Consider the following 26,132-nt stretch of genomic DNA (forward strand, 5'->3'; position numbering starts at 1 on the left):
ATTTAAAAGGAGAGAGTTTACATGATAGAGAGTAAAGTTGTAGATTCTGTACTAACTCTTAATGAGAATAGTTGTCAAATATGGTGGGCGAAAATTTCAGATTTACAATTATGGCATAACAATTTACTAAATGATGTAGAGCGAGAGAAAGCAAATTCATATCACCATTCAGCAGATCGTGCACGTTTTATAATAGGTTGTGTAATTAGTAGGTTAGTTCTTGGAAAGATACTTTCTATGTCGCCAGTTCAAGTACCGATTGATCGAATGTGTCCAGTATGTAAGTTACAACACGGTAGACCTCAATTACCAGAAGGTATGCCGCAAATATCAGTCTCACATTCGGGTGAGTGGGTTGTTGTTGCATTTACTAAATCTGCACCTGTTGGTGTTGATGTTGAGCAAATGAATCCAAATGTAGATGTTATGAAAATGGCAGAGGGCGTATTAACAGACATTGAAATAGCACAAGTTATGAAGTTACCTGATGAGCAGCGACTAGAAGGATTTTTAACATATTGGACTCGAAAAGAAGCAGTGCTGAAAGCGACAGGTGAAGGACTATTGATCCCACCAGTAGAAATTACAGTATCAGCTCCAAATGACCCTCCAAAATTGTTGGTTTTTAAAGATAGACAAGAGTTAGCAGAAAATACAATGATGGAAGATGTAAGACCTAGTTTAGATTATATGGCTTCCATTGCAATATTTAGTAAAGAAGTAACTGAAATTACGCAGTTAGACGCGGGATTGCTATTAAATCATCGTTAATTTTTAATAAAAATTCTTATAGAAGAGGTGTTCCTCATGTTAGTAGCGGAAAATAGAAAAACTGAATTAACTTATAATGTACAGGCAATTAAAGATATGTTGTTTTCTAGAAATACGTCATCTATTCTAGCTTTAGAAAAACTTGTAAAAGATACAGTTCAGTTTGATGTACTTGAACAGGAAGCTCTTGATAGACAATACATTCCGAAAGAAGCAAAGAATTTCTTTGATAATAATGGAACATTTCTTTACCGCGTATCCAATGTTAGTTATAAAGGTAAGGTATTATCTGAAAATCTAATTTTTGCGGACACTTCGTTTTTACCGGATACAATAAAGAGTGAATTAGAGAGTGGAAATATTCCTGTTGAAAACCTTATAGAAAAGATGGAAATAAGAAGAAACGTATTATATGAAGGATATCAGCCATCTGGAAATATTATCGAATTGTTTGATGGGTGTTCTGTTGCGGCGAATGTTTATCCAACTAGAAAATATCAAATTGTAAGTAACTGCAAATGTGTATTTTATATTTGTGAAGTGTATCATGCAGAGAATATAAAGGAACTGCTTAAATAAACAATAAACAAGAAACCAGCCTATAAAATGGCTGGTTTCTTGTTTATTTAACAGCTTCTTTTAATTCTTTTCCTGCTTTAAATGCTGGAACTTTACCAGCAGCAATCTGAATTTCTTCTCCAGTTTGCGGATTACGCCCTGTACGAGCAGATCTTTCACGCACTTCAAAAGTTCCAAAGCCGATTAGTTGCACTTTATCGCCAGATTGTAATGCATTAGCAATTGTATCAAATACGGATTGTACAGCTGCAGAAGCATCCTTTTGAGAAATATCAGCTGATTGTGCTACATTTTTAACTAATTCTGTTTTGTTCATGTTTTCACCTCATAAAAATTTTTTTAGAATGAATGTTTTAGTATAATGGTTAGTAAAGATAAAGCTAACTTTGTGATTAGAAAGAATGCTGTATATTTATGTTAATTTCGTTGAAAGAAACTGAATCCCTGCTAATAATTAGGGATTAATTAAGAATTGATGCATACAACAAGCTGTAATATGAGGATGAGGGGGAATATACGGATGATTTTTCGTGAAAAGAATGAGAAAGAAAGTATATTAATTCGTCAACATGATCATGGTTTTTTAGCTGGTGAAATTGCAAGACATATAATAGAAGATTTTTTTGAAGATAAAATATACTTAAAAGAGACAATTGATGCTATATATGAGCATGATAGAGGATGGATAGAGCTTGATAAAGTACCAATTTTGAATGATGCTAAAAATATTCCATATACATTTATGGATTGTCCAAGTTCATTACGCTTTGTTTTTTATACGATTGGTTTGAATGCAATTGAAGAGTCAAATCCATACGGGGCGCTACTTTGTAGTAAGCACTTTTTATCATTTTCATTAAATGAGGAAGATGAAGAGATGATGTCTTTTTATAAACATGAATTGGAACGACAAAAAAGAATTTTGAAAACGCTAACAAAAGAACAATATGCGATGTTTGATAAACATTATAGATTATTAAAGTTTTGTGATGAACTTTCTTTATATGTATGTATGAATAAACCTGGTGTAAAAAAGAAAGATGAAATTGATTTATTTAAAGAGGGTTTTGAAGGAACAAAAATGTTTAATAGTAAGGGGGAGAAGCCTATTCAAGCTGAATGGGTGGATGAAGAAACAATTCAAATAACATCGTTTCCATTTAAAACGGAATTTCATACGTATGTAAAATATAAAACTATAAATAAACATGAAATGAATGAAAAAGGGATTGTAAAAGCTGATAGAGAATCGGAAATGAAGAAGCAAAACATTCGTTTCGTACAATAAAGAAAATTTTTCAAAACATAAGAAATCTAAAATTAAAACCCATACATTTTGAACAATTTCTTTTTTAAAATGTATGGGTTTATTCTATATAAAATCAATATTTATAGTGGAATTTAAACTGAAGTTATTGTAAACACAAATTAACTTGCCTGTTTTTTATTGCTTTCTTTCAATTTCTCTGCTTGTAAAAACCGATTTGTTTCAGCGACAACTACACTACTTAACCCAATAAGACCAATTAAGTTTGGAATCGCCATAAGTCCATTCGCAATATCGGCAAATGTCCATACAACACCTAATTTTAAATTAGCGCCAATAGCAATCATAACGATAAAGATTGCTTTATAATATCGTACAGCACCTTGTCCGAATAAATAAGCAACACACTTCTCTCCGTAATACGACCAACCTAAAATAGTAGAGTAGGCGAATAATATAATGGCGATACCGAGAATCATACTACCAGCAGTACCGAATACGGATTGGAATGCTAATGTTGTAGCTTCAACACCAGTTTTACCTGATTTCCATGCGCCTGTAGTAATTAATACTAGCCCCGTAATTGTACATACAATAAATGTATCTAGAAAAGTACCAGTCATAGAAACTAAAGCTTGTTTTGCAGGTGAATCTGTTTTGGCAGCAGCCGCAGCAATAGGAGCACTTCCTAAACCAGCCTCGTTAGCAAATACACCACGTGCCATTCCGATTTGAATTGCAGATGCAACTGTTGCTCCGATAAAACCACCAGCAGCTGCAGTACCTTGAAATGCACCAGAAAAAATAAGTGAAAATGCTTCTGGAATTTGATCAAAGTGATAGAAAATAATAATAAGGCCAGCGATTATATAAAAGAATGCTTTAATAGGAACGATATATCCAGTAACTCTACCAATCTTTTTTACACCGCCCAAAATAACGATGGCGATTAAGAATGACATGAGTATACCAGTTAATGCAGGAGGGAAAGCAAAATTGATTCGCATTGCCTCTGCAACTGAATTAGATTGAACCATATTACCGATACCGAAAGAAGCAGCTGTGCCGAATATAGCAAATAAAACAGCCAGCCATTTTTTCCCTAAACCACGTTCTAAATAATACATTGGTCCACCGGAGTATTCACCATTTTCATTACTAACACGGTATTTCACCGCAAGGATTGCTTCGGCATACTTTGTTGCCATTCCAAATAAAGCAGTAATCCACATCCAAAAGATTGCGCCGGGTCCACCGATTGTCACAGCAGTTGCAACACCTGCTATATTTCCCATACCAATCGTTGCAGCCATAGCTGTCATCAGTGCTTGGAAGTGACTAATATCTCCAGAAGATGATGTATCCTCTGATTTTTTAAAAGCTAGTTTGTGAGCGTATATTAGTTTACTAAACTGTAAACCTTTTAAGCGCACTGTGAGAATGATACCAGTTCCAACAAGTAGCAACAAAGTTGGTAACCCCCACACATACTGATTAATTTGTTCTAATACTTTACTTACTGTCTCCATCTGTATTCTCCTTTTTTAGAAAAAATAAAAACCACTTCAAGGAAATGAAATGGTCTCTGGAGAAACAAGGGATAGAAAAATAAACCGATACAAATCGGCATTTTCTTTCGCTTGTCTCTGTCCTTTTACCTGAGAGATTATCCGCTATAGTAGCGGATTTGCTCCTTCGGTGCTCGTTTTCCTCCGCGCTATATTAAGCGAGAGGGAGTCTCTCCAGAGATTCGTCCCCATGCAGTTCTACTTGTAAACAAGACCTGAGAGTTTCAAAGTTGGTTCAGCAACTTTTTGCCCCGTCGGTAGATCAATAGACCTTCTCCTGAATGGTTCATCCGAATTATAAAATTAAAAACTTAAACGCATTGATTGTGTATAGAATCAATAAAAACATTATAGAGATACAATTAGTGAAATGCAATCATTTTTTATTTTGAAATAGTAAATGAGTTAAGAGTGAGATGTAATCTGTATAGGATTATACCCCCTTTAAATTCCGAATTATTTGAAATAAAATCAATTTGGTGGTTTGATAGATTTAGAGTGACTAAAAATGGTTATTTGTGTATGGAGTATAACAGCAGATATAATTTGTTTACATAATTTTATTATGTAAACAAATTATTACAAGAGGGAAATGGGTCTTATCGTAAGGGGGAGTAGAAATGCTATTAAAAACAATATTTTGTAAGGTGGAAGAAGAGAAAAGGGAATTGTTTTCTGATGCGCAAGAAAAATGGCGTGATTTACAGTATTTAGACGGATTCTATGGACAATTTGGTGGGTGGAATGAAGCTGAAGCCTGTGTGTATACTTTATGGGAAGATCGAAATGCATATCAATCGTTTATGAATGAGGCTCACGATACAATTTATTTAAATAGTAATCAAAAAGATACGTTTCTTTCATGTGAAATTGAACTATTTCAAACGTTGTATGATATAACAGAAACTCCTTTGAAAGACGTAATTGCACAAGGGTCATTTGTAAGAGTTGCAATTTGCGATGTGAAAGAAGGAAAAGAAAAGAATTTTTTACATACGCAAGAAACAATTTGGAATAAAGGAATGGAAAATGCAAAAGGGATATTAGGTGGAGTTGTAGGGAAGTCTTTAAAGAATGAAAATCGTTACATAGTATTAACTTATTGGCAAGATGAAATAGTACATGGACGTTATATGAAAGAAATTTGCCCAGAGTTATATCAGTTGGCAAATGTAAATGAGTATGTTGAAAATATAAATGGAAAGAAAGTTATTCGGAAGGAAGAATGGTCTGTTGCCGCTTCTAAATAAAGTTAGAACTTATTAAAGTAGCTAGTTTCGAAAAAAATGATACAGAACATTAGTTCTTGTATAATTACTTTGTACAAGAATAAGAGGGGAGATATTTAAATGAGTAGAGTTTTAAGATTTGAATTGCAAGTCCCAAACCCTCAAGAAGCTATTCAATTTTATACAAATAGTTTTGGATGGAAGTTTGAAAAAATGCCTGGGCCACATGAATATTGGTTCATAATTACAGGTGAGAGTGATAGACCCGGTATCGATGGTGGATTAATGAAATCCCCTGATGGTGCTACTAGGACGACTAATTCTATTGAAGTATCTTCAGTTGATGAGTACATAAATAAAGTTATTGAAAATGGTGGACAAGTAGTTGTACCTAAAACTGCTATTCCTAATATGGGCTACTTTGCTTATTGTATAGATAATCAAGGGCTTCTTTTTGGAGTATGTGAAGAAAATATTGAAGCGTAAAAAATTAGGAAGTTCGAGATTATTTTGTTTGTTGAACGATGTTTTCTATCAAAGATTATAATTATTGAACACTTTTGTATAAAAACTAGTATTATTTTAGCTGAAGAAGGATCCATTTTGAATATTTTCAAAAGGATTCTTTTTGCTTTTCACATATTGTGAGTTATTTAGGCATTATTAATCAAACTTATATCGGTATATTATCTATGAAAAAAGTAAATAAATGATGTTATATTCAAGGGTTAATCTATTGACTGCTAAACAGTTTGAGGTGAAAAGGAAAAGAGGACCACTTATTTTCTTGTAAACATGTAATTAAGTGAAGACGTCATATACCCTTTCATGTTAATATATTTAAGTTATAATAGGAGGCTTACCCTTTTGTATTGTACGGTAGAAGCAGTGTGAGCTTGAAATTTTTTATGAAAAGGATGTGCCTAACTTGCGTATCAATAAATTTATTAGTGAAGCTGGAAAAGCGTCTCGACGTGGAGCAGATAAGTTAATTAACGAGAGAAAAGTAATTATTAACGGTAAGGTTGCAAAAATTGGTGACCAAGTAAATCCAGGTGATGACGTACGAGTAAATGGAGAGCAACTTCGTATTGCTCGAGACCATGTGTATATCGCTTTAAATAAACCAGTAGGTATTACATGTACAAGTGAAAAAGCCGTAAAAGGTAACATTATCGATTTAGTGAATCATCCTTTACGAATTAATCACATCGGACGTCTCGACAAAGACTCAGACGGTTTAATTTTGTTAACGAATGATGGCGATATCGTTAATGAGATTTTACGTGCTGAAAACAAACATGAGAAAGAATATATCGTTTCAGTAGATAAGCCGATTACACCGGAGTTTTTAGAAAAAATGGCGGCAGGTGTTAAAATTTTAGATACAAAAACACTTCCTTGTGAAGTAACACAGTTATCAAAATATGAGTTTGAAATTATTTTAACACAGGGGCTAAATCGTCAAATTCGTCGTATGTGTGAAGCTCTAGGTTATCAAGTATATACGTTAAAACGTACGAGAATTATGAATATTGAATTGAATAATTTACCGGTTGGACAGTGGAGAGATTTATCGAAAAAAGAGAAAAAACGCCTATTTTCAGACTTAAATTACGAACCACAAGATTGGTAAAAAAGAGAAGGGGAAACCAAAAATGTTTTTGGTTTCTTTTTTTGAATAAAAAATATATTTTTAACACTTGTAAAAATAAAATGAATAGGATATATTAAATAACAATAAATGGATTTTTTACAAAAGCAAAGAAAAGGACACGAGTTATTTTAAACGGTTATACAGAGAAGGAAGAAAAGCTGAGAACTTCCTAACACAGAAAAATAACTTACCACCTTAGAGCTGCACTGGGGAAATCAAGTATCTAGTGCCGTGTAAGCGACGTTACCCGCAAAAGAAGCCATTATGTTTTTTGTGATGGGAATCTGGGTGGAACCACGAATATAAGCATATTCGTCCCTATTTACTAGGGATGAATATGCTTTTTTATATTTAATTTCATAATAAGCGAAGAAAAGGACACGAGTTATTTTAAACGGTTATACAGAGAAGGAAGGAAAGCTGAGAACTTCCTAACGCAGAAAAATAACTTACCACCTTAGAGCTGCACTGGGGAAATGAAGTATCTAGTGCCGTGTAAACGACGTTACCGTAAAAGAAGCCATTGCATGTTTGCGATGGGAATCTGGGTGGAACCACGGGTAAAAGCACACTCGTCCCTATTTTAGGGATGAGTGTGCTTTTTATTATGAAATGGAGAGATGAAAAATGAAAGAACAGATGATTGAAATTAAATTTCCAGATGGTAGCGTTAAAGAATTTGTGAAAGGTATTACTTTGGAAGAAATTGCTGGTTCGATTAGCAGTAGTTTAAAAAAGAAAGCAGTCGCAGGAAAAGTTAATGAGCAGTCTTTTGATTTACGACGAAACATTGAAGAAAGTGCGAAAGTAGAAATCATTACTATGGATTCAGATGAAGGGGTAAAAATTGCAAGACACTCTGCGGCACATATATTAGCGCAAGCTGTGAAAAGAATTTATGGTGATGTGAAGCTTGGAGTAGGGCCAGTTATTGAAAATGGATTTTATTATGATATGGATCTTGCAAGTAGTGTAAATGTTGAAGATTTACCGGAAATCGAAAAAGAAATGAAAAATATTATAAATGAAAATGTAAAGATAGAACGAGTTGAAATCTCTCGAGAAGAAGCAAAAAAACTGTTTCAAGAAATGAATGATAGTTTGAAATTAGAGCTTTTAGAAGCAATTCCTAATGATGAGAGTGTAACACTTTATAAACAAGGTGAATTTGTAGATTTATGTAGAGGACCACATTTGCCATCTACTGGTTATTTGAAAGCATTTCAATTAGCTCATGTTTCTGGTGCATATTGGCGAGGCGATAGTAACAATCAAGTGCTTCAGCGTATATATGGCGTTGCATTTGCTTCACAAAAAGAATTAGAAAATTATTTGCATTTTGTTGAAGAGGCTGTGAAGAGAAATCATCGAAAATTAGGTAGTGAACTTGAATTGTTTATGTTTTCGGAAGAGGCTCCGGGAATGCCCTTTTACTTGCCAAAAGGACAGATTATTCGCAATGAATTAGAAGCATTTTTAAGAGAAATTCAAAATGAGTACAATTATCAAGAAGTGCGTACTCCATTTATGATGAATCAAGAATTATGGGAGAAATCAGGACACTGGGGACATTACAAAGACAATATGTATTTCTCGGAAGTAGATCATAAAAGTTTTGCGTTAAAACCAATGAATTGCCCAGGCCATATGCTTATGTTTAAAAATAAATTACATTCTTATCGTGAGTTACCGATTCGTATGTGTGAGTTCGGTCAAGTGCATCGACATGAATTTAGCGGGGCATTAAACGGATTATTAAGAGTTCGTACTTTCTGCCAAGATGATGCTCATTTATTTGTAACTCCAGAACAAATTGAAGATGAAATTAAATCAGTAATGGCGCAAATTGATTACGTATATAAAACTTTTGGATTCCAGTATGAAGTAGAGCTTTCTACTCGTCCAGAAGATTCAATGGGTGATGATAAATTGTGGGAGCAAGCAGAAGCGGCATTAGAAAATGTATTACATTCATTGAATTATAAATATAGACTAAATGAAGGTGACGGCGCATTTTATGGACCGAAAATTGATTTCCATATTAAAGATGCTTTAAATAGAAGTCATCAGTGCGGAACAATCCAGCTCGATTTCCAAATGCCAGAGAAATTCGATTTAAATTATATAGATGAGAAGAATGAAAAGAGAAGACCAGTTGTCATTCACAGGGCAGTTTTAGGCTCGTTAGACCGATTCTTAGCGATATTAATTGAGCACTTTGGAGGCGCGTTACCGGCATGGGTAGCACCAGTTCAAGTGAAAGTAATTCCAGTTTCAAATGCAGTGCATGTACAATACGCAGATGAGGTTGCAGACAAATTGGCACAAGCTGGAATTCGGGTTGAACGAGATATGCGAGATGAAAAGTTAGGATATAAAATAAGAGAAGCGCAAATGCAAAAAGTACCGTATGTTCTTGTTGTTGGTGATAAGGAAATGGAAAGCGAATCTATAAATGTACGAAAATATGGGGAAGAGAAGTCGGAAGTTGTTTCGCTGGATATATTTGTGGCAAGTATTGAAGAGGAAATAAAGGATAGAAAATAATAATTGACTAGAAAATACACCATTTTAATGAAGTGAACCCGAATAGTGGTACATGAAAAAAACACCTCCTGAATTCGCATACTAAGTATGTCAATTCAACGGCGGTGTTTTTCATTTGAAGGGAAGAGTACATTACCAGGAAGAAGCAAAGTGGAAAGTGATTGATTTGATATTGAAAGGCCCCCAACATTTTAGACATATCTAAAATGTTGGGGACCGATTTGTTTTCTTGTTAATCACTTATTAAAAGTAAAGCTGTTAACTTGCCTTACAAATTTTCTTCAAAAAGTTTCGGTAAAAATTTGCTGAACTGACTCATTTCTTCTACATTGTGTTTATATAAACCACTTAGGTTAATAAATGGTGATAATCCTTTCGGGAAAATGAATGTAGAAGTTATTACTGTACTGTTCTCAGATTTTTGGATTTGTTGCTTATTTGTTGCTTATTTGTTTTTTATTTGTTGTTTATTCGTCTTGTGTTTATTGTTTATTTGTTGTTTTTATCTATGGAGAAATATGTAATGATGCATATCTAAATAAAGGGGATCGATATGCAGAGTGTGATTAAATTATATTAACTATTTTATATATATTAAAAATGACTCCTTTTAACTAAGTATATCAAGTTGTAACTGCTATAATTACTTAAATGAAATTAAAAAATCATTTTATAAGTATAACATTTTCGTTTGTATTAATATTTAATAGTTAAATTATCGAATATAATCGACAAAATTCTACTAGTTACGTATTAAAAATTTAATGTTTTAATAAAGTTGTAAATGGTATGACCACTCAAGGGGAGAGAAGATTGCACTAATAAATGTGCAGTAAAGTTGCAAGTAACATTATGTTAAAGTTAATTTTCTTAATGTTGCGTCACTTCTGAAAAGATCTATAATCTCGAAAGTATAACATTTGAAAAAAAGTGTTTTAAGTTTCTACATAGCAAAAATGATTTTATTCCGTAATAAAAGTATAAGCAATGTACAGTATAAATTCATCTTTTGTAATCTTGTAGGACCCTGTCGACAAAACTAGGAGAGATATTATGAAATTATTATCAAAAAGGTCATGGCAGGGTTAGCAGTAGAAGCAATGAGTCTATCTATCTGGACTCCTGTAAATCCAGCAGCAACTCAAGAGAAAAATAAATATTTTACTTTTCATTGGGCAGTTAATTCAAATATAGGTGATGAAATTTTATTATTAAATCCCAAAAACTTAATATTAAAATTATCATAAAGTAACATCCTTACTTTCTATGAGAAGTAAATAATAACGAGGTTTAACACTCTATCCGAAAGATTTCTCCTTCCTAGAGCATGTGACAAAAAGAGCCTAGCGTTAGGTCGTTCAAGATGTATGTATAAGATTGTAAATAGACAATAGTAAAGGGGCGTACGGAATGAAAAATAAAATAATTTCAGGATTTTTTATAACATCAATTGTAACTGGGGCGACTATTCCTATCAATACTCTCGCAATACCAATCGTTCATGCAGAAACTCAACAGGAAAGCATGGATATTTCCTCATCATTACGAAAATTAGGTGCACAATCTAAATTAATCCAAACATATATTGATCAAGGTTTAATGAGCCCTAATGTACAGCTGGCAGAAGTCCCAGCTTTAAATACAAATCAATCCCTAATCAAGCAAGATATGAAGGAATGGTCATCAGAACTTTATCCACATTTAATTCTAGTAAATTAAAAAAGTAAAGGGTTTGTAACTAAATTTAATAACTATTACCCAGCATTAAAAGAGTTTGTAGACAATAAAGAAGATAAAGAAGGGTTTTTGGATAGACTTGAGGTTCTTCAAGATATGACTATGACGAACCAAGAAAACGTACAAAGACAGATTAATGAATTAACAGATCTTAAATTACAGCTGGATAAAAAACTTCAAGATCTCGATATGGATGTTACAAAAGCACAGGGTGTACTAAGTTCAGATGGAACAGGGAAAATAGATCAGCTAAAAAATGAATTACAAAATACCCAAAAATCAATTCAAAATGATTTACAACAAATAGCATTATTACCAGGAGCTTTAAATGAACAAGGGTTTGTTATATTCAAAGAAGTCTATAACCTTTCAAAAGATATCATTGAACCTGCTGCTCAAACAGCAGTAGCAGCGTATAACAAAGGCAAAGAAATTAACAACTCTATTTTAGTAGCAGAGAAAAAAGCAGAGCAAGAAGCGAAAGAAAAGGGTAAATCTGCTCTAGAGATTGAAGCTACCAAAAAAGAAGCCCGTGAAGCAATTGAGAAAAGCAAACAAGCTGAAATAGCTGCAGCTGCAGTTGCAAAAACAAAAGAGTATGACCTTACGAAAGTTATTGACCCTGAAAAAATTAAGAAAACATATAGTGCTTTCGCTGAAGTAAATAAACTAACAGCAGAACAGCGAACACATTTAGCAGATTTAGAGACACAAAACCAAAAATTTTATGATTTAACTAAGAACCTAAAAATAGCAGATTTACAAAAATCAATGTTACTTATTATGCAAAATGATTTACATACATTTGCATATCAAGTAGATGTAGAACTTGACCTACTAAAGCGCTATAAGGAAGATTTGGGTCTAATAAAAAATAGCATTACAAAATTATCTACTAATGTTGATACAACTAACCAGCAGTCTCAAAAAGATACATTAAGACAATTAAAAAATGTAATAAGTTACCTTGAAGAACAGGTCTATGAATTCTAATATTATGTTTTTGGAAATCTAAAAAAATTATAAGAATCTAGCGAAAGAATGAGAAGGAGAATAGTTATGAAAAAAATTCCATTTAAAGTGTTGACTTTAGCTACTCTGGCAACGGTTATAACTGCTACTACCGGTAACACTATTCATGCATTTGCACAAGAAAAGACCGCTCAAGAACAAAAAGTAGAGAATTATACATTAGGGCCTGAAGGACTGAAGAAAGCATTGGCTGAAACAGGATCTCATATTCTTGTAATGGATTTATACGCAAAAACAATGATTAAACAACCGAATGTAAATCTATCCAATATTGATTTAGGTTCAGAAGGAGGAGAATTAATCAAAACTATTCACCTTAATCAGGAACTGTCGCGAATCAATGCTAATTATTGGCTAGATACAGCGAAACCAAAGATTCAAAAAACAGCACGTAATATTGTAAATTACGATGAACAATTTCAAAATTATTACGACACATTAGTAGATACTGTACAAAAGAAAGATAAGGCAAGCTTAAAAGAGGGTATAAATGATTTAATCACTACAATTAATACAAATTCAAAAGAGGTTACAGAAGTAATTAAGATGTTACAGGACTTCAAAGCAAAACTATATACAAATTCTACAGATTTTAAAAATAATGTAGGCGGCCCAGATGGAAAAGGTGGATTAACGGCACTATTAGCGGGTCAACAAGCGCTAATTCCACAACTTCAAGCTGAAATTGAGAAGCTACATTCTACTCAGAAAGAACATTTTGACAATGTATTAGCATGGTCAATTGGCGGTGGATTAGGAGCAGTCATTTTAGTTATTGGCGCTATTGCAAGAGCGGTAGTGATTGTTGTGACTGGCGGTACAGCAGCTGGTGTCACGGCATCTAAGCATATGGACTCCTATAACGAAATTTCTAACAAAATCGGACAATTAAGTACAAAAGCTGATCTCGCTAGCCAAGCTGTTATTTCGCTTACTAACGCGAAAGACACTTTGGCATTTCTGTATCAGACAGTGGATCAAGCGATACTGTCTCTAACGAATATTCAACAACAATGGAATAAAATGGGGGCTAATTATACGGATTTGTATGATAATATCGACCAAATGCAAGAGCATAAACTCTCGTTAATACCTGATGATTTAAAGGCTGCTAAACAAAGTTGGAATGATATTCATAAAGATGCAGAATTCATTTCGAAAGATATTGCTTTTAAACAAGAATAGAATTTAAAAATCATAACCTATATTTGAGGAATATAAAATGATGAAAAAAATCCCGTACAAACTAATCGTTGCATCGGCTCTTTTAACTATGACAACAACTTCTGTAGTCTCACCAGTAGCAGCTTTTGCAAGTGAAATTGAACAAACTAACAATGGAGATACGGCTCTTTCAGCAAATGAAGAGAGGATGAAAGAAACCTTGCAAAAGGCCGGGTTATTTGCAAAATCTATGAATGCCTATTCTTATATGTTAATTAAAAATCCAGATGTGAACTTTGAAGGAATTACTATTAATGGATATGTGGATTTACCTGGTAGAATTGTACAAGATCAAAAGAATGCAAGGGCACATGCTGTTACATGGGATACGAAGGTGAAAAAACAGCTTTTAGATACATTGACGGGTATTATTGAATACGATACAACATTTGACAATTACTATGACACAATGGTAGATGCGATTAATACAGGAGATGGAGATACTTTAAAAGAAGGGATTACAGATTTACGAGGTGAAATTCAACAAAATCAAAAGTGTGCACAACAATTAATAGAAGAATTAACTAAATTAAGAGACTCTATTGGACAAGATGTTAGAGCATTTGGAAGCAATAAAGATCTCTTGCAGTCGATTTTAAAAAACCAAGGTGTAGATGTTGAGGTTGATCAAAAGCGTCTAGATGAAGTTTTAGGATCAGTAAACTATTATAAACAATTAGAATCTGATGGGTTTAATGTAATGAAGGGTGCCATTTTGGGTCTACCAATAATCGGCGGTATCATAGTGGGTGTTGCAAGAGATAATTTAGGTAAGTTAGAGCCTTTATTAGCACAATTACGTCAGACCGTAGATTATAAAGTAACATTAAATCGTGTAGTTGGAGTGGCTTACAATAATATTAGTGAAATGCATAAGGCGCTTGATGATGCTATTAATTCCCTTACTTATATGTCCACGCAATGGCATGATTTAGATTCTCAATATTCGGAAGTACTTGGACATATTGAAACTGCATCACAAAAAGCTGATCAAAATAAATTTAAATTCTTAAAACCTAACTTGAATGCAGCGAAAGACAGTTGGAAAACATTACACACAGATGCGGTCACTTTAAAAGAAGGAATCAAAGAATTAAAAGTGGAGCCTGTTACTCCGCAAAAATAAGAAAATATTAGTTTTGTTGCAAACTCACCTAAAACATAGAGAATCTATGATTACGTTGTTAAATAGTAATGCAACAATTAATAATTCCTTATACATCAAAAAGGCGGAGTCTCATTAAAGACTTCGCCTTTCGTCTTTATAAAATTTGTACCCAGATACCAAGATAACCGTGCTGTATTACAGATTTTTTAAAAATTTGAAAGACGTTGCTTTTAAAGAAGAATAGAATTAAAAATCAAAACCTATATAGGAGAAGTATAAAATGATGAAAAAAATCCCTTATAAAATACTCGCTGTATCGACATTTTTAACTATGACAACAACTTATGCAGTTACACCAGTAGCAGCTTTTGCAAATGAAATTGAACAAACTAACAATGGAGATATGTCTCTTTCAGCAAATGAAGAACAGATGAAAAAACTGTGCAAGATGCTGGGTTATTTGTAAAATCTATGAATGAATATTCTTATTTGTTAATTAATAATCCGGATGTGAGTTTTGAAGGAATTACTATTAATGGGTATGCAGATTTACCTAGTAAAATTGTACAAGATCAAAAGAATGCAAGAGGACATGCAGTTTCATGGAATACGAAAGTAAAAAAACAGCTTTTAGATACATTGACAGGTATTATTGAATACGATACAAAATTTGAAAATGATTATGAAACATTAGTAGAGGCGATCAATACTGGGAATGGAGATACTTTAAAAAAAGGGATTACAGATTTACAGGGGGAAATTCAACAAAATCAAAAGTCTGCAAAAGTATTAATAGAAGAATTAACTAAATTTAAAAATGCTATTGGAGAAGATGTTAGAGTATTTGGGAGCCATAAAGAGACCTTGCAGTCTATTTTAAAAAACCAAGGAGCTGCGGTTGAGGATGATCAAAAGCGTCTGGAGGACCTTTTAGGCCAAGTAAACTATCAGAAAGACATAGAATCTAAGGGATTAGACATGGTAAAAATCCCCTTTCTTCCCACATTGATTGCTGGTGGGATAATGATAGGTGATGCAAGAGGTAAGTTAGGCTGGCTAGAGCCGGAATTAGCAAAATTACGTCAGAATGTAGATTATAAGATAACATTAAATCGTGTAGTAGGAGTTGCGTTTCATAATATTAGTGATATGCATAGTGCGATTGATAATGCTATTACTTCTCTTACTTATATGTCCACGCAATGGGATGATTTAGACTCTCAATATTCGGGCGTACTGGGACATATTGATAAAGCGGATCAAAAAGCGGATCAAAATAGATATAAATTCTTAACCCCTAACTTGAATGCAGCGAAAGACAGTTGGAAAACATTACGAACAGATGTTGTCACATTACAAGAAGGGATAAAAATTGCAGAGAAAAAAGAACAGGATTTTATGAATCAGCTTCGTCCATCCAGCGTTTTCTACTTTTGTAAAAAAATTCATAACGCATATACATTTGAAATAAAGACTGGATCAAATGTATATGCGTCTTATAAAGTTATGAATTTAACTAAAAAAACGGTTCATAATATGTGGGGTGGAGGGCCAAATACAAATATGTGGGCTGATTGGCTGTCATTCAATCCAAAAGATGAAGTTGCGGTGGTAGCAGTAGTGGATGGGAAAGAATATGTTGTATATAAAGATAAAGTAGAAAATATAATGAACTGAACCCGAAAAGTTAGACAGAAAAATTACGCAGCAATTGGAGATGCGACACTAAATTGGACACTAAGTTAAGTGAAAAAGATGATTCAGAGCATTCTGTTGCAAAATTCGTTTTCTTTTAGCATGTCTTTTTGAAAATAAAGAATAAACGCCCTAAGGTGTCTTCCTCCGACTTGATAACCATGTTTTATATATTGGATTTCATTAAAATATTATTTTTCAAAATCTAAACTAATTGATTGGACTTCATATTAATGTAAAAGCTTGTTTATACGCTTGAGTCTTAAGAAGAAACCAAACTTTCGTTTAATACATGTAAACAATGTGAGAACCATTGATAATCCAATAGTTCTCACATTGAAATTAAGATAAGTCCGAATTTTATAGGCAAAGACAATTTCTAAAAATGAAATCTCATCTTTGCTAATAGGGTGTTTCTTTTTGTTAGCTTGATGAGCATCGGTCTGCATCCCTTTTAACACAAAACAATGATTTTATATGGTGTAGTTTGAGCTGGTATACTCATTGTTGTAAAACCGTAAATAGCTATTAAATTTCGATTCACAAGATTCCCTGTAAACAATTGACCGTTTGTTAATAAAATTTGAGTAGAAGGAGAAATATTTAATTTTAATTTTCCATCACCACTCTCCAACTGTTCATTAAAATAGTCTACTTTTACATTTTGATGCGGTGTATATTTAGCCATAACAATTGCTTGAAATTGTGGTGGGAAAATGAGAGGAACAGGAGCGTTAGCATCATAAAATCCACTTATTTTATCTCCTATTACTACTGTTGCATAGTCAATAAAATAAGTATTTGGTTTCACTACAAAATTTATTAGAGTTCCATAACCATTATTTACGGATATTAACTTATTACATCCCATTTCTTCATTTGATCCTGTTACAAAATCGTTAATCATAGTTATTGTACCCTCAAATGATTGAAAGTTTTTCATTCTAATACCTCTTTTGTTTATATAATTAAGCCTTTATCGCTACTCTACAATTTTTAAAAGCATGTAAATGAAATAATCCTTCTCGTATCAATTCCAAAAATAACCCAAAACCTACCGTTCCATCTAAAACCAGCAACAGACCTTGGTCCTACAAAAATTGGAAAATACCAAAATTGTTCACCATTACTAAGCCATATATAGGTATTTCGAAATAAACAGAATGAAATTGCTCCTGGATCAACAGCAAATGGTGAAGCAGTTGATTGTTGAGGAATAAATGATGGGGGAGGAGATGTTGGAGCTTGTGAACTTTGTTCACCTGGAAAACCTGGTCCACCCGGAAAACCTGGTCCACCCGGAAAACCTGGTCCACCCGGAAAACCTGGTCCACCCGGAAAACCTGGTCCACCTGGAAAACCTGGTCCACCTGGAAAACCTGATGTTCCTGGTAAACCAGGAATTTGAAGACCAGGGAATTGACGATCGAAGTATTGATTATAATTTATATAAGGATAATATAATGACTCATTATACATTTAAAAGCCACCTCTTTATTTTATAACTTCCTAAAGTATTAATATGTAATATTGCCTGTACATGAAGCTTATCCGCTTCATGTATAGACAATATTTGGTTCTGGTGCAAAAACTTCAAGGCAATTGCAAGTAATCTCTAAGTCTTGGACATACTGATACTACTACTCTAAAAAGGTGTGTGATTGGTATGGAAAAGAAAAATTTGTTCAAATGGAAGCACTATCAACCTGATATTATTTTGTTAACTGTACGTTGGTACCTGTGGTACAATTTAAGCCTTCGTGATTTGGTAGAAATGATGGAGGAACGGGGTTTATCCATTTCTCATACAACGATTATGCGTTGGGTTCATCAGTATGGTCCTGAATTGGACAAACGGAACCGACGTTACCTCAAACAAACAAATGACTCTTGGAAAGTCGATGAAACATATATTAAAGTAAAAGGTCAATGGATGTACCTGTATCGTGCTGTTGATTCGAAAGGAAAAACAATCGATTTTTTCCTAAGCAAAACAAGAAATCATAAGGCTGCAAAGCGCTTTTTCAAGAAAGCTTTGCGGTCTTTTCATGTTTCAAAGCCACGTGTTATAACAGTCGATAAGAACCCGGCTTATCCTATAGCAATTGAACAGTTGAAAAAAGAAAACATACTAAGATTAGTAGTGCAGGCCAAGGCATTGGTTCGCACTACTATTTTTTATATAGTAGAAGTGAAGAAAGGGTCGTGTATGCTTTAGGATTCTGAATCCGTAAAAAAAACTGACCTTCTTCACTTACCTTATTTGAATCAGTTTTTAGTATGTTGGTCCTCGAGATCGTGTATAAGAAATGGGAATCGATAAGTGTAAGATGAAGACTTCAACTTTACGTCAGGAGGAACCTTATGAGACACGTAATTGCATTTGATATCAGTATGGGTAAAAGTTATATGGTCATTTATAATGCACAAAAACAATGTATCTTTGAAAAAGAAATCAAACATTCAAAGTCTGAATTTGAAGAGCTACAAAAAAAGATACATGAGCTTACCAATGAAACTGGCAAATCACCTGAAATTGTGTTCGAAGCAACAGGCATTTATTCCAGGCAGCTAGAACGATTTATGCAAGATAACCAATATACATATTGTCTATTAAACCCCTTAGAAGCAAAATTACAATGTGATTCCTTACGGATTCATAAAACGGACCGAAGTGATGCACATCGACTAGCCATTACTCATTTTACAGTTACCCGAAGGGTATCTCATAGAACGGACCACTTATTCCATCAGTTAAAGTCTCTTTCGAGATTTTATAGCGAACTGGATGGAGAATTATCGATGATTCGTAGTCGTATGCACAAAGTAATTCAATTAACATTTCCTGAATTAGAAAAAATGTTCACTAGTAAATCGGATCTATTTTTAAATTTTGTTCAACTATTTCCCCATCCAGATTGTGTTTTAAATCTTTCTAAAACAATCATAAAAAATCGTATTCGTGCCAATACCAATAAAAAAATATCAACTATCATGGCAGAGAAAAAGGCAATTCAAATACTTGAAATAGCGAAAAATTCCTATCCAGCCGTTTCACAAAATGATGTCCTATGTGATCAACTCAAGGTATACGCAAGGCGTTATCAAGAACTTCTTCATCAAAAGGAACATTGCATTAACAAGATGGTACATCTTGCCGAACAACGTGCAGAATATAGTATCATTTTGAGCCTTCCTGGAATTGGGCCAAATACAGCTGTACGTTTAATGGCTGAAATAGGAGATATTACTCGTTTTGCGAATAACAAGCAATTGAATGCATATGCCGGTATTGATATACGTCGCTTTCAATCCGGTAAAACTTTTTATAAAGATAAAATTAATAAACGTGGAAATAAACATTTACGAAAACTACTTTTCCTGATTATCCAAAACATGATTAAACAACGGCGTTACGGGCGAAATCACATTATAGGGTACTACGATAAATTAAAAACGCAACCCTATAACAAATGTCATAAAGTTGCGTCCATTGCGTGTGTGAATAAGTTACTGAAGCTTCTCTTTCATCTTATTACACACGATATACACTATGATTATCGGTTAACGGCCTAATATCATAGTTTTATTCATCATATCATATCTCCCCCTAGTAAAAAAACGAATCATATTAGGGGTATTTAGTATGCGTTATACGTGGATACATGTGTGATATAGATTTTTGGTACTCAATCCATCAAAAATCTATAAATACAGGTTGACTAATCGTAAGAAAAGCATACCTGATGGTATGCAACTTAGACAACAAAAGTACTTAAATAACATAGTAGAACAAGATCATCGCTTTATAAAGAAGCGAATCCGTTCTATGCTAGGATTCAAATGTTTTGACACAGCTACATCCATTCTTTCTGGAGTAGAAGCCATGCATATGATTAAAAAAGAACAGCTTGATTTACGGGACCAGTCTGTCCAAAATCAGAAAGAATTCATCCATCAATTGTTTGGACTTGCAGCATAAGATACGATTCCGTTAGGAATATATGCGCTTTATTCTCTTTTATTTTATTTTTGCACCAGAACCCTTTAATGGTGAGATATCGGAGATCAAGAAGCCGAGAAGATTATACGAGCAACTAAAATTACTATAAAAATTTCATTTTGTATGTATTTGAAAAACCAAAAGAGCACTTCATAAAAGTGCTCTCGTGACGAGTTTCATTTTCTAAAAGAAAGGAATACACCGTATCATACGAAGCTTTTCTGAAATGCGCTTGTGTTAATTAATTACTATTTGTAAAAAGAGCAGCTAGCAAAAGCTAACTGCTCGGTTCTCCAAGGGGGAACAAGGAGAAAATCTAATGTCATATACAGTATTGACGGAATATTGAGTTTTATTCAGGGAGGAAGAGGGAAATGAACAATTCTAGACTGTCCCAACTTGGTTTTGGTCTGCAATATCAGAATCGTATGTGTTTGTTGCACTAACACCGCTAAAGGTATTGGCAACAAAAGCAACATTTGATGAACCTGAACCATTATAAGCTTTTGTATTTTCCTTTGGAGAAACGTTATAAAAATCACCTAAGTTGAAAGAACCGTTACTATTCTGTACAACCATATTTCCAACAATAGATGGCATTGTTTTCACCTACTTTCTTAGAAAGTATTTAAATTAACATATGGTTTATGAGTCTAGATGTGCATCTGGATCTGAAAATTTAAAAATGAAGGTTGTTAGAAAACCTAATAAAATAATCCTTTTAATAGAAAGCGAGGTTAAAAGAATGGAAGGTAACGTAACGTAAAGTTATTAGGAACAGATGGAATGTATGGGATGGAGTTCACAGGAAGTAAGGTTAATGTTTATAACGATGAAGGATACGTAATGGAAAGTATGACAACAAGGGAGCATGTTCAGGAAGTTATTGATTTTCTTGAAGAGTGCAAAGGACAAATGGAATAGAAAGAGAGGTTACTAGTTGATTAGAAAGAGAAAGGCGACAGCCAAGAAAAAGAATGCACCACGGATCAAACAGAAGAAAGTAACTTATGACGGAATTAACTTTGATTCACAGTCAGAAATGAATTATTACAAGTATTTACAAAACAGGGATGATGTCGGTCGCATAGGGTGTCATCCCTCTTTCACTCTTATACCATCTTTTGAGATTAAGAGCAGCATAACAAAGTCAGGTAAGTCGAAGAAGTCTGCTATGAGGTTTACACCTGATTTTAAAGTAACGTACATAGAAGCTAGAAAGATGGTTATTTCTCAAGAAGAGTTTCAAGTAGATGTTTGGCATATTGAAGAAATTTAACAAAACAAACGAACACAACGAACGAAAATAGATATAGTTAACACCAAAACGACGTCACTTTATAAATCTAATAAAATCAGTGTTTTGAATGTATACTTTTGTTGGTGTTTTCTTCGAAAATATGAAAAGTAACATTAATTCAGTGAAATCAATGTTTTGAATGTAAACTAATATTTAAAAGTTTACATTGGAACGGTTTAAGAAAAATAACATTCACTTCTTATGAAAAGTAGTCATAGGAATACATCCTTCATTGTGGGTGGGTGCACATATGTATAAAAAAATACCCTTGTCCAATCCATTATCATTCTTTAGTCATTTAATATTACAAAGGGGGTGAGAACATGGAAAACAATGAAAAAATCACGTTTCGATTTGTAAAAAAAGATGGGCAAGAAATTAATTTGGGAAATCTTGATGATAAACGAAAAATTGTCATTGTCATTAATAATCAGATTACATTTGCACCGAATACAACACAAATTGCCAGTGGAGCCGGACAAAATAGTGCGGCAGGAAGTAATGCAGCAATCGATTCATCGAATACCCGACAGCAAGAAACGGTGGGCGCTGGAGGCGAAGCGATAAATAAAGGAATTAGTGGGGATCAGATTGAGCCGCATAAAATGAAAAAAGAAACTTCGGATGAAGAGGCAGAATTTGTACTCATCATCAATAATCAAATTAATAGAACCCGTGAGAAACAGGCTAGTGCTACTCAAGTGGCAAGTGGTGGTGGAGATGACAGTGCAGCGGGAACCAACGCTGCCATCGAAAGTTCTAACACCAAACAGCAACATGCAGTGGGAGGCGGAACGGATAGTTCGGCAGTAAACACAGGTGAAGAAGGCGACCAGATAGAAAAATGCGATTAAAGAAGGAAAAATAATGTGAATTTTAAAGATTCTCTCAGCTTATCTGAGGGATTTTTTTTACTTTAATTATATTGGTAATTTGATAATAAACTTAAACCGTATGTATTCAAAGTGAACAAATAATGGATACAGGATTTGGTGCTAGCCTATAAAGAAAAGACGCCCTAAGGTGCCTTCCTCCGACTTGAACCACGTTCATTGGAGGTGTTTTTCATTTGAAGGGAAGAGTACATTACCCAGAAGGAGTAAAGTGGAAAGTGATTGAGTTGAAAAAGGAGGGTTATTCAAATCGCACCATTATGGAAATACTCGGAATTAAAAATGTTTCCCAAATTAAGACATGGATGAAATGGTATCGTACAGATCAAACTTATCGTTTTCAACAACCTGCAGGAAAACAATATCCTTTTGGAAATGGGCCAAAAAAGCTAAGCGAATTGAGCAGATGGTTTAGGTGTTTTGATATGTGTCCCGTTTTCGGGGTTCACTTCAAAGTGGTGTGTTTTCTTTTTTACCTTACAAAATTGTAAGGTAAATGTAAGGGAAATCGAATGAACGGATTTTAGAAAAATGAGAATATTAAGAAGTGATATGATTCATATTTCTTTTGAGATTGAAAAGTTAAAAAACTCTTAAGGATTTATATGACAAAAAGATAAGAAATATATGAGAAATTAATACTATACAAAAGGGATGGAGTGAAAGAGATGTCAACAAATGTAGTTACTGTAGAAAGTGTAGAAAAAACGTATGGGAAAAGAAATGAGAATCAGTCAAAAGCATTAAGGGGTGTTTCATTAAGTATTAAAGAAGGAGAGTTTGTAGGGATTATGGGTCCTTCTGGATCTGGTAAAACGACATTACTAAATGTGATTAGTACACTTGATCAAGCGACAGGTGGTAGTGTAACAATAGCTGGCACAAATATTACTTCTATGAAGGGGAATGCGTTATCAGATTTTCGTTCTCAAAAATTAGGATTTATTTTTCAAGACTTTAATCTACTAGAAAATTTATCAATTTATGAAAATATCGCTTTACCACTTTCCCTGCAAGGCGTACCGTCAAGTGAGATTACTGGAAAAGTCAATGAAGTAGCAAAGAAATTAGGGATTACTGAAATTTTAACAAAATATCCGACTGCTGTTTCTGGTGGACAAAAGCAAAGAACAGCGGCAGCACGAGCTTTAGTACATAATCCGGCAATCGTATTAGCAGATGAACCGACAGGAGCACTTGATAGTAAAAATGCAAAAAGTTTATTAGAAGCGATGCAAGATTTACATGAAAATCACAATGTCAGTATTTTAATGGTTACACACGATGCATTTAGTGCGAGTTATTGTGAGCGTATTCTATTTATTCAAGATGGTCTACTTTATAAAGAGTTAAATCGTCAAGGAACACGAGAAAATTTCTATCAAGATATTTTAGGTGTGCTTGCCCAAATGGGCTCAGCAACTGAGTCGAAGTAAGGAGGCGAGACTATGTTATTCAAATTATCACGTCATAGTATGAAAAAAATGTTAAAGGATTATATGGTGTTACTTATTGGTCTCGTTATTAGTATTAGTATTTTTTACATGTTCCAAACGATGGCGATGAATAGTGAATTTACAAAAGATAATAGTCTCATTAGTAGTATTAGGCTCGTCTTCTGGGTTGGTGCAATATTGCTTTCTTTCATTACAGTTTTTTACATCATATATGCCAATTCTTTTTTACTTACATTAAGAAGGAAAGAACTCGGTATGTACATGATGCTTGGAGCGAAAAAGAAAAAAGTAGCGCAATTATTATTTATTGAGACTTTTGGTATGGGTATTGTCAGTATTATTATCGGTATTTTAGTAGGAATAGTACTTGCTAGTGTAGCAGGAAATTTTTTAATGAATGGAATGGAAATTTCAGCAAAAGGTAATTACGCATCTGTGTACACACCAGCTATATTAGTTACATCTATTTTCTTCTTAATATTATTTTTCATTACTGGTTTAATGAATAGTTTCCGATTATTACGTAAAACAGAATTAGAATTAATACGTGAAGATGAAACGCAAGATGAGGTGAAGAAAAGTAAGACTCGCACTGTTATTATGACAGTACTAGGTGTATTGCTAGTAAGTACAGGATACTATTTTATGGTGAATATAAAAATGTTTGCTGAACTAGGATTTATAATAGCGACAATTGTTACGACAGTAGGAACGTATTTCATTTTTAGCTCATTACTCCCACTTTTTGTAATGAAAATTAAGGGGAATAAAAAACGAAATGAAACGGGATTAAATAGTTTTACTTATGCACAGTTACGTTTTCGAGTAACTAGTTTATCGAGAGTACTAGGCACTGTAGCGATGTTAATTGCATTAGGTGCAGGTGCAATGACAGCAGGTATGGCGTTTCAAAAGAATGTGGGCATTATGACAGACTTCTCACGTGTATATGATGTCGTAATTCATGATCCAAATGAACAAGATAAAGCGGCATTAAAAGAAATGGAAATTGTTGAAGAAAGCAAGTATAAGTATAAAGTAGATGGAGAAGCGGTTTATTATTTACGTAACGACTTAACTGAAAAACCACCACTTATTTCAGATCATTTTGATACAAAGACTTTAAAAGAACCTGCTCGTAAACGTGTGGCTGCACCTTTAACTGAACCTGTCTATTCTGCTTTGGAAGCTCCTGAAGTAGCGAATAAGCTTCCTCGTATGCCAAAAGATTGGGAAGATGCGGTTGTAAGAGAGATACAAATTACACATAATCAGTTTAACGGAAAACCGGTAAGAATTGCAGATGAAGAGCATTACAAAGGAATTCAAGGAACAGAACATACTGTAACATTAGCAAAAGTAGATGATATGAAAAAATATAAACCGTTATTGACAGAAATTGATAAGAGGCAAAAAGAACAAATTGAAAAAACAACAGGTACAAAAGTAGACTTATTTACGAAAATGACAATTTATCAATTTATGAACAGTTTCATGAGCGGAACAATGTTTATGGGATTTTTCCTTGGAATTGCGTTTTTAGCAATGATGGCGAGTTCTCTTATGTTCAAAATATTAACAGGAGCTTCTCGTGATGTACGCCGTTATGAAATGTTACGGAAAATCGGTGTGAGACGTAGTATGTTAACAAAAAGTATATATAAAGAAATCTCATATTTATTTATCTTCCCAGCAATTATTGGAATTTCCCACGTGTTAGTAGGGCTTAACTTATTCAGCTTCATATTAGTTGACCCATTTGTAAAAGTGTGGATGCCAATAGGAATCTTCATAGTAATTTATTTCATTTATTATTGGATTACTGTCCAACTTTATAAAGGTATGGTAATGCCGAAAGAAAAGATAGCGAAATAGGAAAACAATCGAGTCCTTGTTATGAAAACAAGGGCTTTTTCTGTGTTTGTGATACATAAATACGTGTATGCGAGATGTTTTCAAGTCTTTCTGTAATGAATATATAGAAAATTAAGGAAATATTAAGGGTTTATGTAGTGGAAAGTTAAGAAGTGTATGGGAGACTAATAATGTACAAACAAATTTAGAT

Annotated in this window: 21 protein-coding genes, 6 pseudogenes, 1 riboswitch and 2 other annotated features; of the genes and pseudogenes, 21 read left to right on the forward strand and 6 right to left on the reverse strand. The window is 33.7% G+C overall.

The features are described from left to right. The first annotated feature begins 21 nt into the window (after window positions 1-21). Complete coding sequence (gene sfp / locus I6L50_RS17870; RefSeq protein WP_219302214.1) at window positions 22-771, forward strand: 4'-phosphopantetheinyl transferase Sfp; 750 nt, start codon at window positions 22-24, stop codon at window positions 769-771. A gap of 36 nt (window positions 772-807) precedes the next feature. Further along, on the forward strand, window positions 808-1,350 hold the full coding sequence (locus I6L50_RS17875; RefSeq protein ID WP_219302215.1) for a cold-shock protein: 543 nt from the start codon (window positions 808-810) through the stop codon (window positions 1,348-1,350). A 43-nt stretch (window positions 1,351-1,393) separates the two neighbouring features. Here the strand turns inward: I6L50_RS17875 and I6L50_RS17880 are convergent, their stop codons facing one another. Then, window positions 1,394-1,666, reverse strand: a complete 273-nt coding sequence (locus I6L50_RS17880) for an HU family DNA-binding protein (protein WP_002012780.1) — start codon at window positions 1,664-1,666, stop codon at window positions 1,394-1,396. Window positions 1,667-1,870: 204 nt separating this feature from the next. On the opposite strand from I6L50_RS17880, the gene I6L50_RS17885 reads away from it, so the two are divergent. After that, on the forward strand, window positions 1,871-2,638 hold the full coding sequence (locus tag I6L50_RS17885; protein ID WP_219302216.1) for a DUF3891 family protein: 768 nt from the start codon (window positions 1,871-1,873) through the stop codon (window positions 2,636-2,638). A gap of 140 nt (window positions 2,639-2,778) precedes the next feature. Here I6L50_RS17885 and I6L50_RS17890 read toward each other — a convergent pair whose 3' ends face one another. Next, complete coding sequence (locus I6L50_RS17890) at window positions 2,779-4,146, reverse strand: alanine/glycine:cation symporter family protein (protein ID WP_219302217.1); 1,368 nt, start codon at window positions 4,144-4,146, stop codon at window positions 2,779-2,781. Window positions 4,147-4,253: 107 nt separating this feature from the next. Continuing rightward, window positions 4,254-4,373, reverse strand: a riboswitch (glycine riboswitch). Window positions 4,374-4,805: 432 nt separating this feature from the next. Here I6L50_RS17890 and I6L50_RS17895 point away from each other — a divergent pair. From I6L50_RS17895 to thrS, 4 genes are all read left to right on the forward strand, one after another. Next, the gene (locus I6L50_RS17895; protein WP_219302218.1) at window positions 4,806-5,435 is read left to right on the forward strand and encodes a YdbC family protein; all 630 of its coding nucleotides are present in this window, start codon (window positions 4,806-4,808) and stop codon (window positions 5,433-5,435) included. Between the two features lie 99 nt (window positions 5,436-5,534). Next, complete coding sequence (locus I6L50_RS17900; protein ID WP_219302219.1) at window positions 5,535-5,900, forward strand: VOC family protein; 366 nt, start codon at window positions 5,535-5,537, stop codon at window positions 5,898-5,900. 442 nt (window positions 5,901-6,342) lie between these two features. Next, complete coding sequence (locus tag I6L50_RS17905) at window positions 6,343-7,050, forward strand: pseudouridine synthase (RefSeq protein WP_002141694.1); 708 nt, start codon at window positions 6,343-6,345, stop codon at window positions 7,048-7,050. A gap of 119 nt (window positions 7,051-7,169) precedes the next feature. Beyond that, window positions 7,170-7,394, forward strand: a binding site (T-box leader). Window positions 7,395-7,431: 37 nt separating this feature from the next. Beyond that, window positions 7,432-7,654 (forward strand) — a binding site (T-box leader). Window positions 7,655-7,698: 44 nt separating this feature from the next. Beyond that, a complete protein-coding gene (thrS, locus tag I6L50_RS17910; protein WP_219302220.1) occupies window positions 7,699-9,618 on the forward strand; it encodes a threonine--tRNA ligase in 1,920 nt (639 codons plus the stop codon). A 268-nt stretch (window positions 9,619-9,886) separates the two neighbouring features. Here thrS and I6L50_RS34915 read toward each other — a convergent pair. Beyond that, window positions 9,887-10,048 (reverse strand): annotated as a pseudogene (locus I6L50_RS34915) (DAPG hydrolase family protein); the annotation flags it as partial. A gap of 646 nt (window positions 10,049-10,694) precedes the next feature. On the opposite strand from I6L50_RS34915, the gene I6L50_RS17915 reads away from it, so the two are divergent. The 5 genes and pseudogenes from I6L50_RS17915 (at window position 10,695) to hblB (ending at window position 16,396) form a co-directional block, all read left to right on the forward strand. Continuing rightward, on the forward strand, window positions 10,695-10,865 hold the full coding sequence (locus tag I6L50_RS17915) for a hypothetical protein (protein WP_219302221.1): 171 nt from the start codon (window positions 10,695-10,697) through the stop codon (window positions 10,863-10,865). Between the two features lie 163 nt (window positions 10,866-11,028). Then, a pseudogene (hblC, locus tag I6L50_RS17920) lies at window positions 11,029-12,348 on the forward strand (hemolysin BL lytic component L2). A gap of 66 nt (window positions 12,349-12,414) precedes the next feature. Further along, on the forward strand, window positions 12,415-13,572 hold the full coding sequence (hblD, locus tag I6L50_RS17925) for a hemolysin BL lytic component L1 (protein WP_219302222.1): 1,158 nt from the start codon (window positions 12,415-12,417) through the stop codon (window positions 13,570-13,572). Window positions 13,573-13,609: 37 nt separating this feature from the next. After that, window positions 13,610-14,737, forward strand: coding sequence for a hemolysin BL binding component B (hblA, locus tag I6L50_RS17930; RefSeq protein WP_219302223.1), 1,128 nt, complete (start codon window positions 13,610-13,612; stop codon window positions 14,735-14,737). A 262-nt stretch (window positions 14,738-14,999) separates the two neighbouring features. Further along, window positions 15,000-16,396: pseudogene (hblB, locus tag I6L50_RS17935) on the forward strand (hemolysin BL regulatory component HblB). A gap of 472 nt (window positions 16,397-16,868) precedes the next feature. On the opposite strand, the gene I6L50_RS17940 reads toward hblB, so the two are convergent. Next, on the reverse strand, window positions 16,869-17,357 hold the full coding sequence (locus tag I6L50_RS17940; RefSeq protein WP_219302224.1) for a hypothetical protein: 489 nt from the start codon (window positions 17,355-17,357) through the stop codon (window positions 16,869-16,871). A 53-nt stretch (window positions 17,358-17,410) separates the two neighbouring features. After that, complete coding sequence (locus tag I6L50_RS17945) at window positions 17,411-17,893, reverse strand: collagen-like protein (protein WP_219302225.1); 483 nt, start codon at window positions 17,891-17,893, stop codon at window positions 17,411-17,413. A 187-nt stretch (window positions 17,894-18,080) separates the two neighbouring features. Between I6L50_RS17945 and I6L50_RS17950 the strand changes: the two are divergent. From I6L50_RS17950 to I6L50_RS17960, 3 genes and pseudogenes are all read left to right on the forward strand, one after another. Then, a pseudogene (locus I6L50_RS17950) lies at window positions 18,081-18,575 on the forward strand (IS6 family transposase); the annotation flags it as partial. A gap of 203 nt (window positions 18,576-18,778) precedes the next feature. Beyond that, window positions 18,779-19,990 (forward strand): IS110 family RNA-guided transposase, encoded by a 1,212-nt coding sequence (locus I6L50_RS17955; RefSeq protein ID WP_219302052.1) that lies wholly within the window; start codon window positions 18,779-18,781, stop codon window positions 19,988-19,990. A 163-nt stretch (window positions 19,991-20,153) separates the two neighbouring features. Beyond that, a pseudogene (locus I6L50_RS17960) lies at window positions 20,154-20,396 on the forward strand (DDE-type integrase/transposase/recombinase); the annotation flags it as partial. Window positions 20,397-20,801: 405 nt separating this feature from the next. Here I6L50_RS17960 and I6L50_RS17965 read toward each other — a convergent pair. Beyond that, complete coding sequence (locus tag I6L50_RS17965; RefSeq protein ID WP_098855789.1) at window positions 20,802-21,017, reverse strand: spore germination protein; 216 nt, start codon at window positions 21,015-21,017, stop codon at window positions 20,802-20,804. A gap of 186 nt (window positions 21,018-21,203) precedes the next feature. Between I6L50_RS17965 and I6L50_RS17970 the strand changes: the two genes are divergently transcribed. The 6 genes and pseudogenes from I6L50_RS17970 (at window position 21,204) to I6L50_RS17995 (ending at window position 25,942) form a co-directional block, all read left to right on the forward strand. Then, window positions 21,204-21,341 (forward strand): hypothetical protein, encoded by a 138-nt coding sequence (locus I6L50_RS17970; protein WP_219302226.1) that lies wholly within the window; start codon window positions 21,204-21,206, stop codon window positions 21,339-21,341. A 16-nt stretch (window positions 21,342-21,357) separates the two neighbouring features. Continuing rightward, window positions 21,358-21,696: a DUF1064 domain-containing protein gene (locus I6L50_RS17975; protein ID WP_219302227.1), complete on the forward strand. Its 339-nt coding sequence runs from the start codon at window positions 21,358-21,360 to the stop codon at window positions 21,694-21,696. A 344-nt stretch (window positions 21,697-22,040) separates the two neighbouring features. After that, on the forward strand, window positions 22,041-22,571 hold the full coding sequence (locus I6L50_RS17980; protein ID WP_219302228.1) for a hypothetical protein: 531 nt from the start codon (window positions 22,041-22,043) through the stop codon (window positions 22,569-22,571). Between the two features lie 215 nt (window positions 22,572-22,786). After that, window positions 22,787-23,017 (forward strand): annotated as a pseudogene (locus tag I6L50_RS17985) (helix-turn-helix domain-containing protein); the annotation flags it as partial. A 252-nt stretch (window positions 23,018-23,269) separates the two neighbouring features. Further along, entirely contained in the window at window positions 23,270-24,046 is a 777-nt protein-coding gene (locus I6L50_RS17990; protein WP_080025008.1) for an ABC transporter ATP-binding protein, read from the forward strand. 12 nt (window positions 24,047-24,058) lie between these two features. After that, a complete protein-coding gene (locus tag I6L50_RS17995; RefSeq protein ID WP_219302229.1) occupies window positions 24,059-25,942 on the forward strand; it encodes an ABC transporter permease in 1,884 nt (627 codons plus the stop codon). Window positions 25,943-26,132 lie beyond the last annotated feature (190 nt).

Source organism: Bacillus sp. FDAARGOS_1420 (genome assembly GCF_019344915.1).
GTDB classification, from domain to species: Bacteria; Bacillota; Bacilli; order Bacillales; family Bacillaceae_G; genus Bacillus_A; species Bacillus_A mycoides.

Bases quoted from the DNA above. Each gene is read 5' to 3' on its own strand.
- sfp (WP_219302214.1), top strand. From the start codon at position 22: ATGATAGAGAGTAAAGTTGTAGATTCTGTACTAACTCTTAATGAGAAT.
- I6L50_RS17875 (WP_219302215.1), top strand. From the start codon at position 808: ATGTTAGTAGCGGAAAATAGAAAAACTGAATTAACTTATAATGTACAG.
- I6L50_RS17880 (WP_002012780.1), bottom strand. From the start codon at position 1,666: ATGAACAAAACAGAATTAGTTAAAAATGTAGCACAATCAGCTGATATT.
- I6L50_RS17885 (WP_219302216.1), top strand. From the start codon at position 1,871: ATGATTTTTCGTGAAAAGAATGAGAAAGAAAGTATATTAATTCGTCAA.
- I6L50_RS17890 (WP_219302217.1), bottom strand. From the start codon at position 4,146: ATGGAGACAGTAAGTAAAGTATTAGAACAAATTAATCAGTATGTGTGG.
- I6L50_RS17895 (WP_219302218.1), top strand. From the start codon at position 4,806: ATGCTATTAAAAACAATATTTTGTAAGGTGGAAGAAGAGAAAAGGGAA.
- I6L50_RS17900 (WP_219302219.1), top strand. From the start codon at position 5,535: ATGAGTAGAGTTTTAAGATTTGAATTGCAAGTCCCAAACCCTCAAGAA.
- thrS (WP_219302220.1), top strand. From the start codon at position 7,699: ATGAAAGAACAGATGATTGAAATTAAATTTCCAGATGGTAGCGTTAAA.
- I6L50_RS17915 (WP_219302221.1), top strand. From the start codon at position 10,695: ATGGCAGGGTTAGCAGTAGAAGCAATGAGTCTATCTATCTGGACTCCT.
- hblD (WP_219302222.1), top strand. From the start codon at position 12,415: ATGAAAAAAATTCCATTTAAAGTGTTGACTTTAGCTACTCTGGCAACG.
- hblA (WP_219302223.1), top strand. From the start codon at position 13,610: ATGATGAAAAAAATCCCGTACAAACTAATCGTTGCATCGGCTCTTTTA.
- I6L50_RS17940 (WP_219302224.1), bottom strand. From the start codon at position 17,357: ATGAAAAACTTTCAATCATTTGAGGGTACAATAACTATGATTAACGAT.
- I6L50_RS17945 (WP_219302225.1), bottom strand. From the start codon at position 17,893: ATGTATAATGAGTCATTATATTATCCTTATATAAATTATAATCAATAC.
- I6L50_RS17955 (WP_219302052.1), top strand. From the start codon at position 18,779: ATGAGACACGTAATTGCATTTGATATCAGTATGGGTAAAAGTTATATG.
- I6L50_RS17965 (WP_098855789.1), bottom strand. From the start codon at position 21,017: ATGCCATCTATTGTTGGAAATATGGTTGTACAGAATAGTAACGGTTCT.
- I6L50_RS17970 (WP_219302226.1), top strand. From the start codon at position 21,204: ATGTATGGGATGGAGTTCACAGGAAGTAAGGTTAATGTTTATAACGAT.
- I6L50_RS17980 (WP_219302228.1), top strand. From the start codon at position 22,041: ATGGAAAACAATGAAAAAATCACGTTTCGATTTGTAAAAAAAGATGGG.
- I6L50_RS17995 (WP_219302229.1), top strand. From the start codon at position 24,059: ATGTTATTCAAATTATCACGTCATAGTATGAAAAAAATGTTAAAGGAT.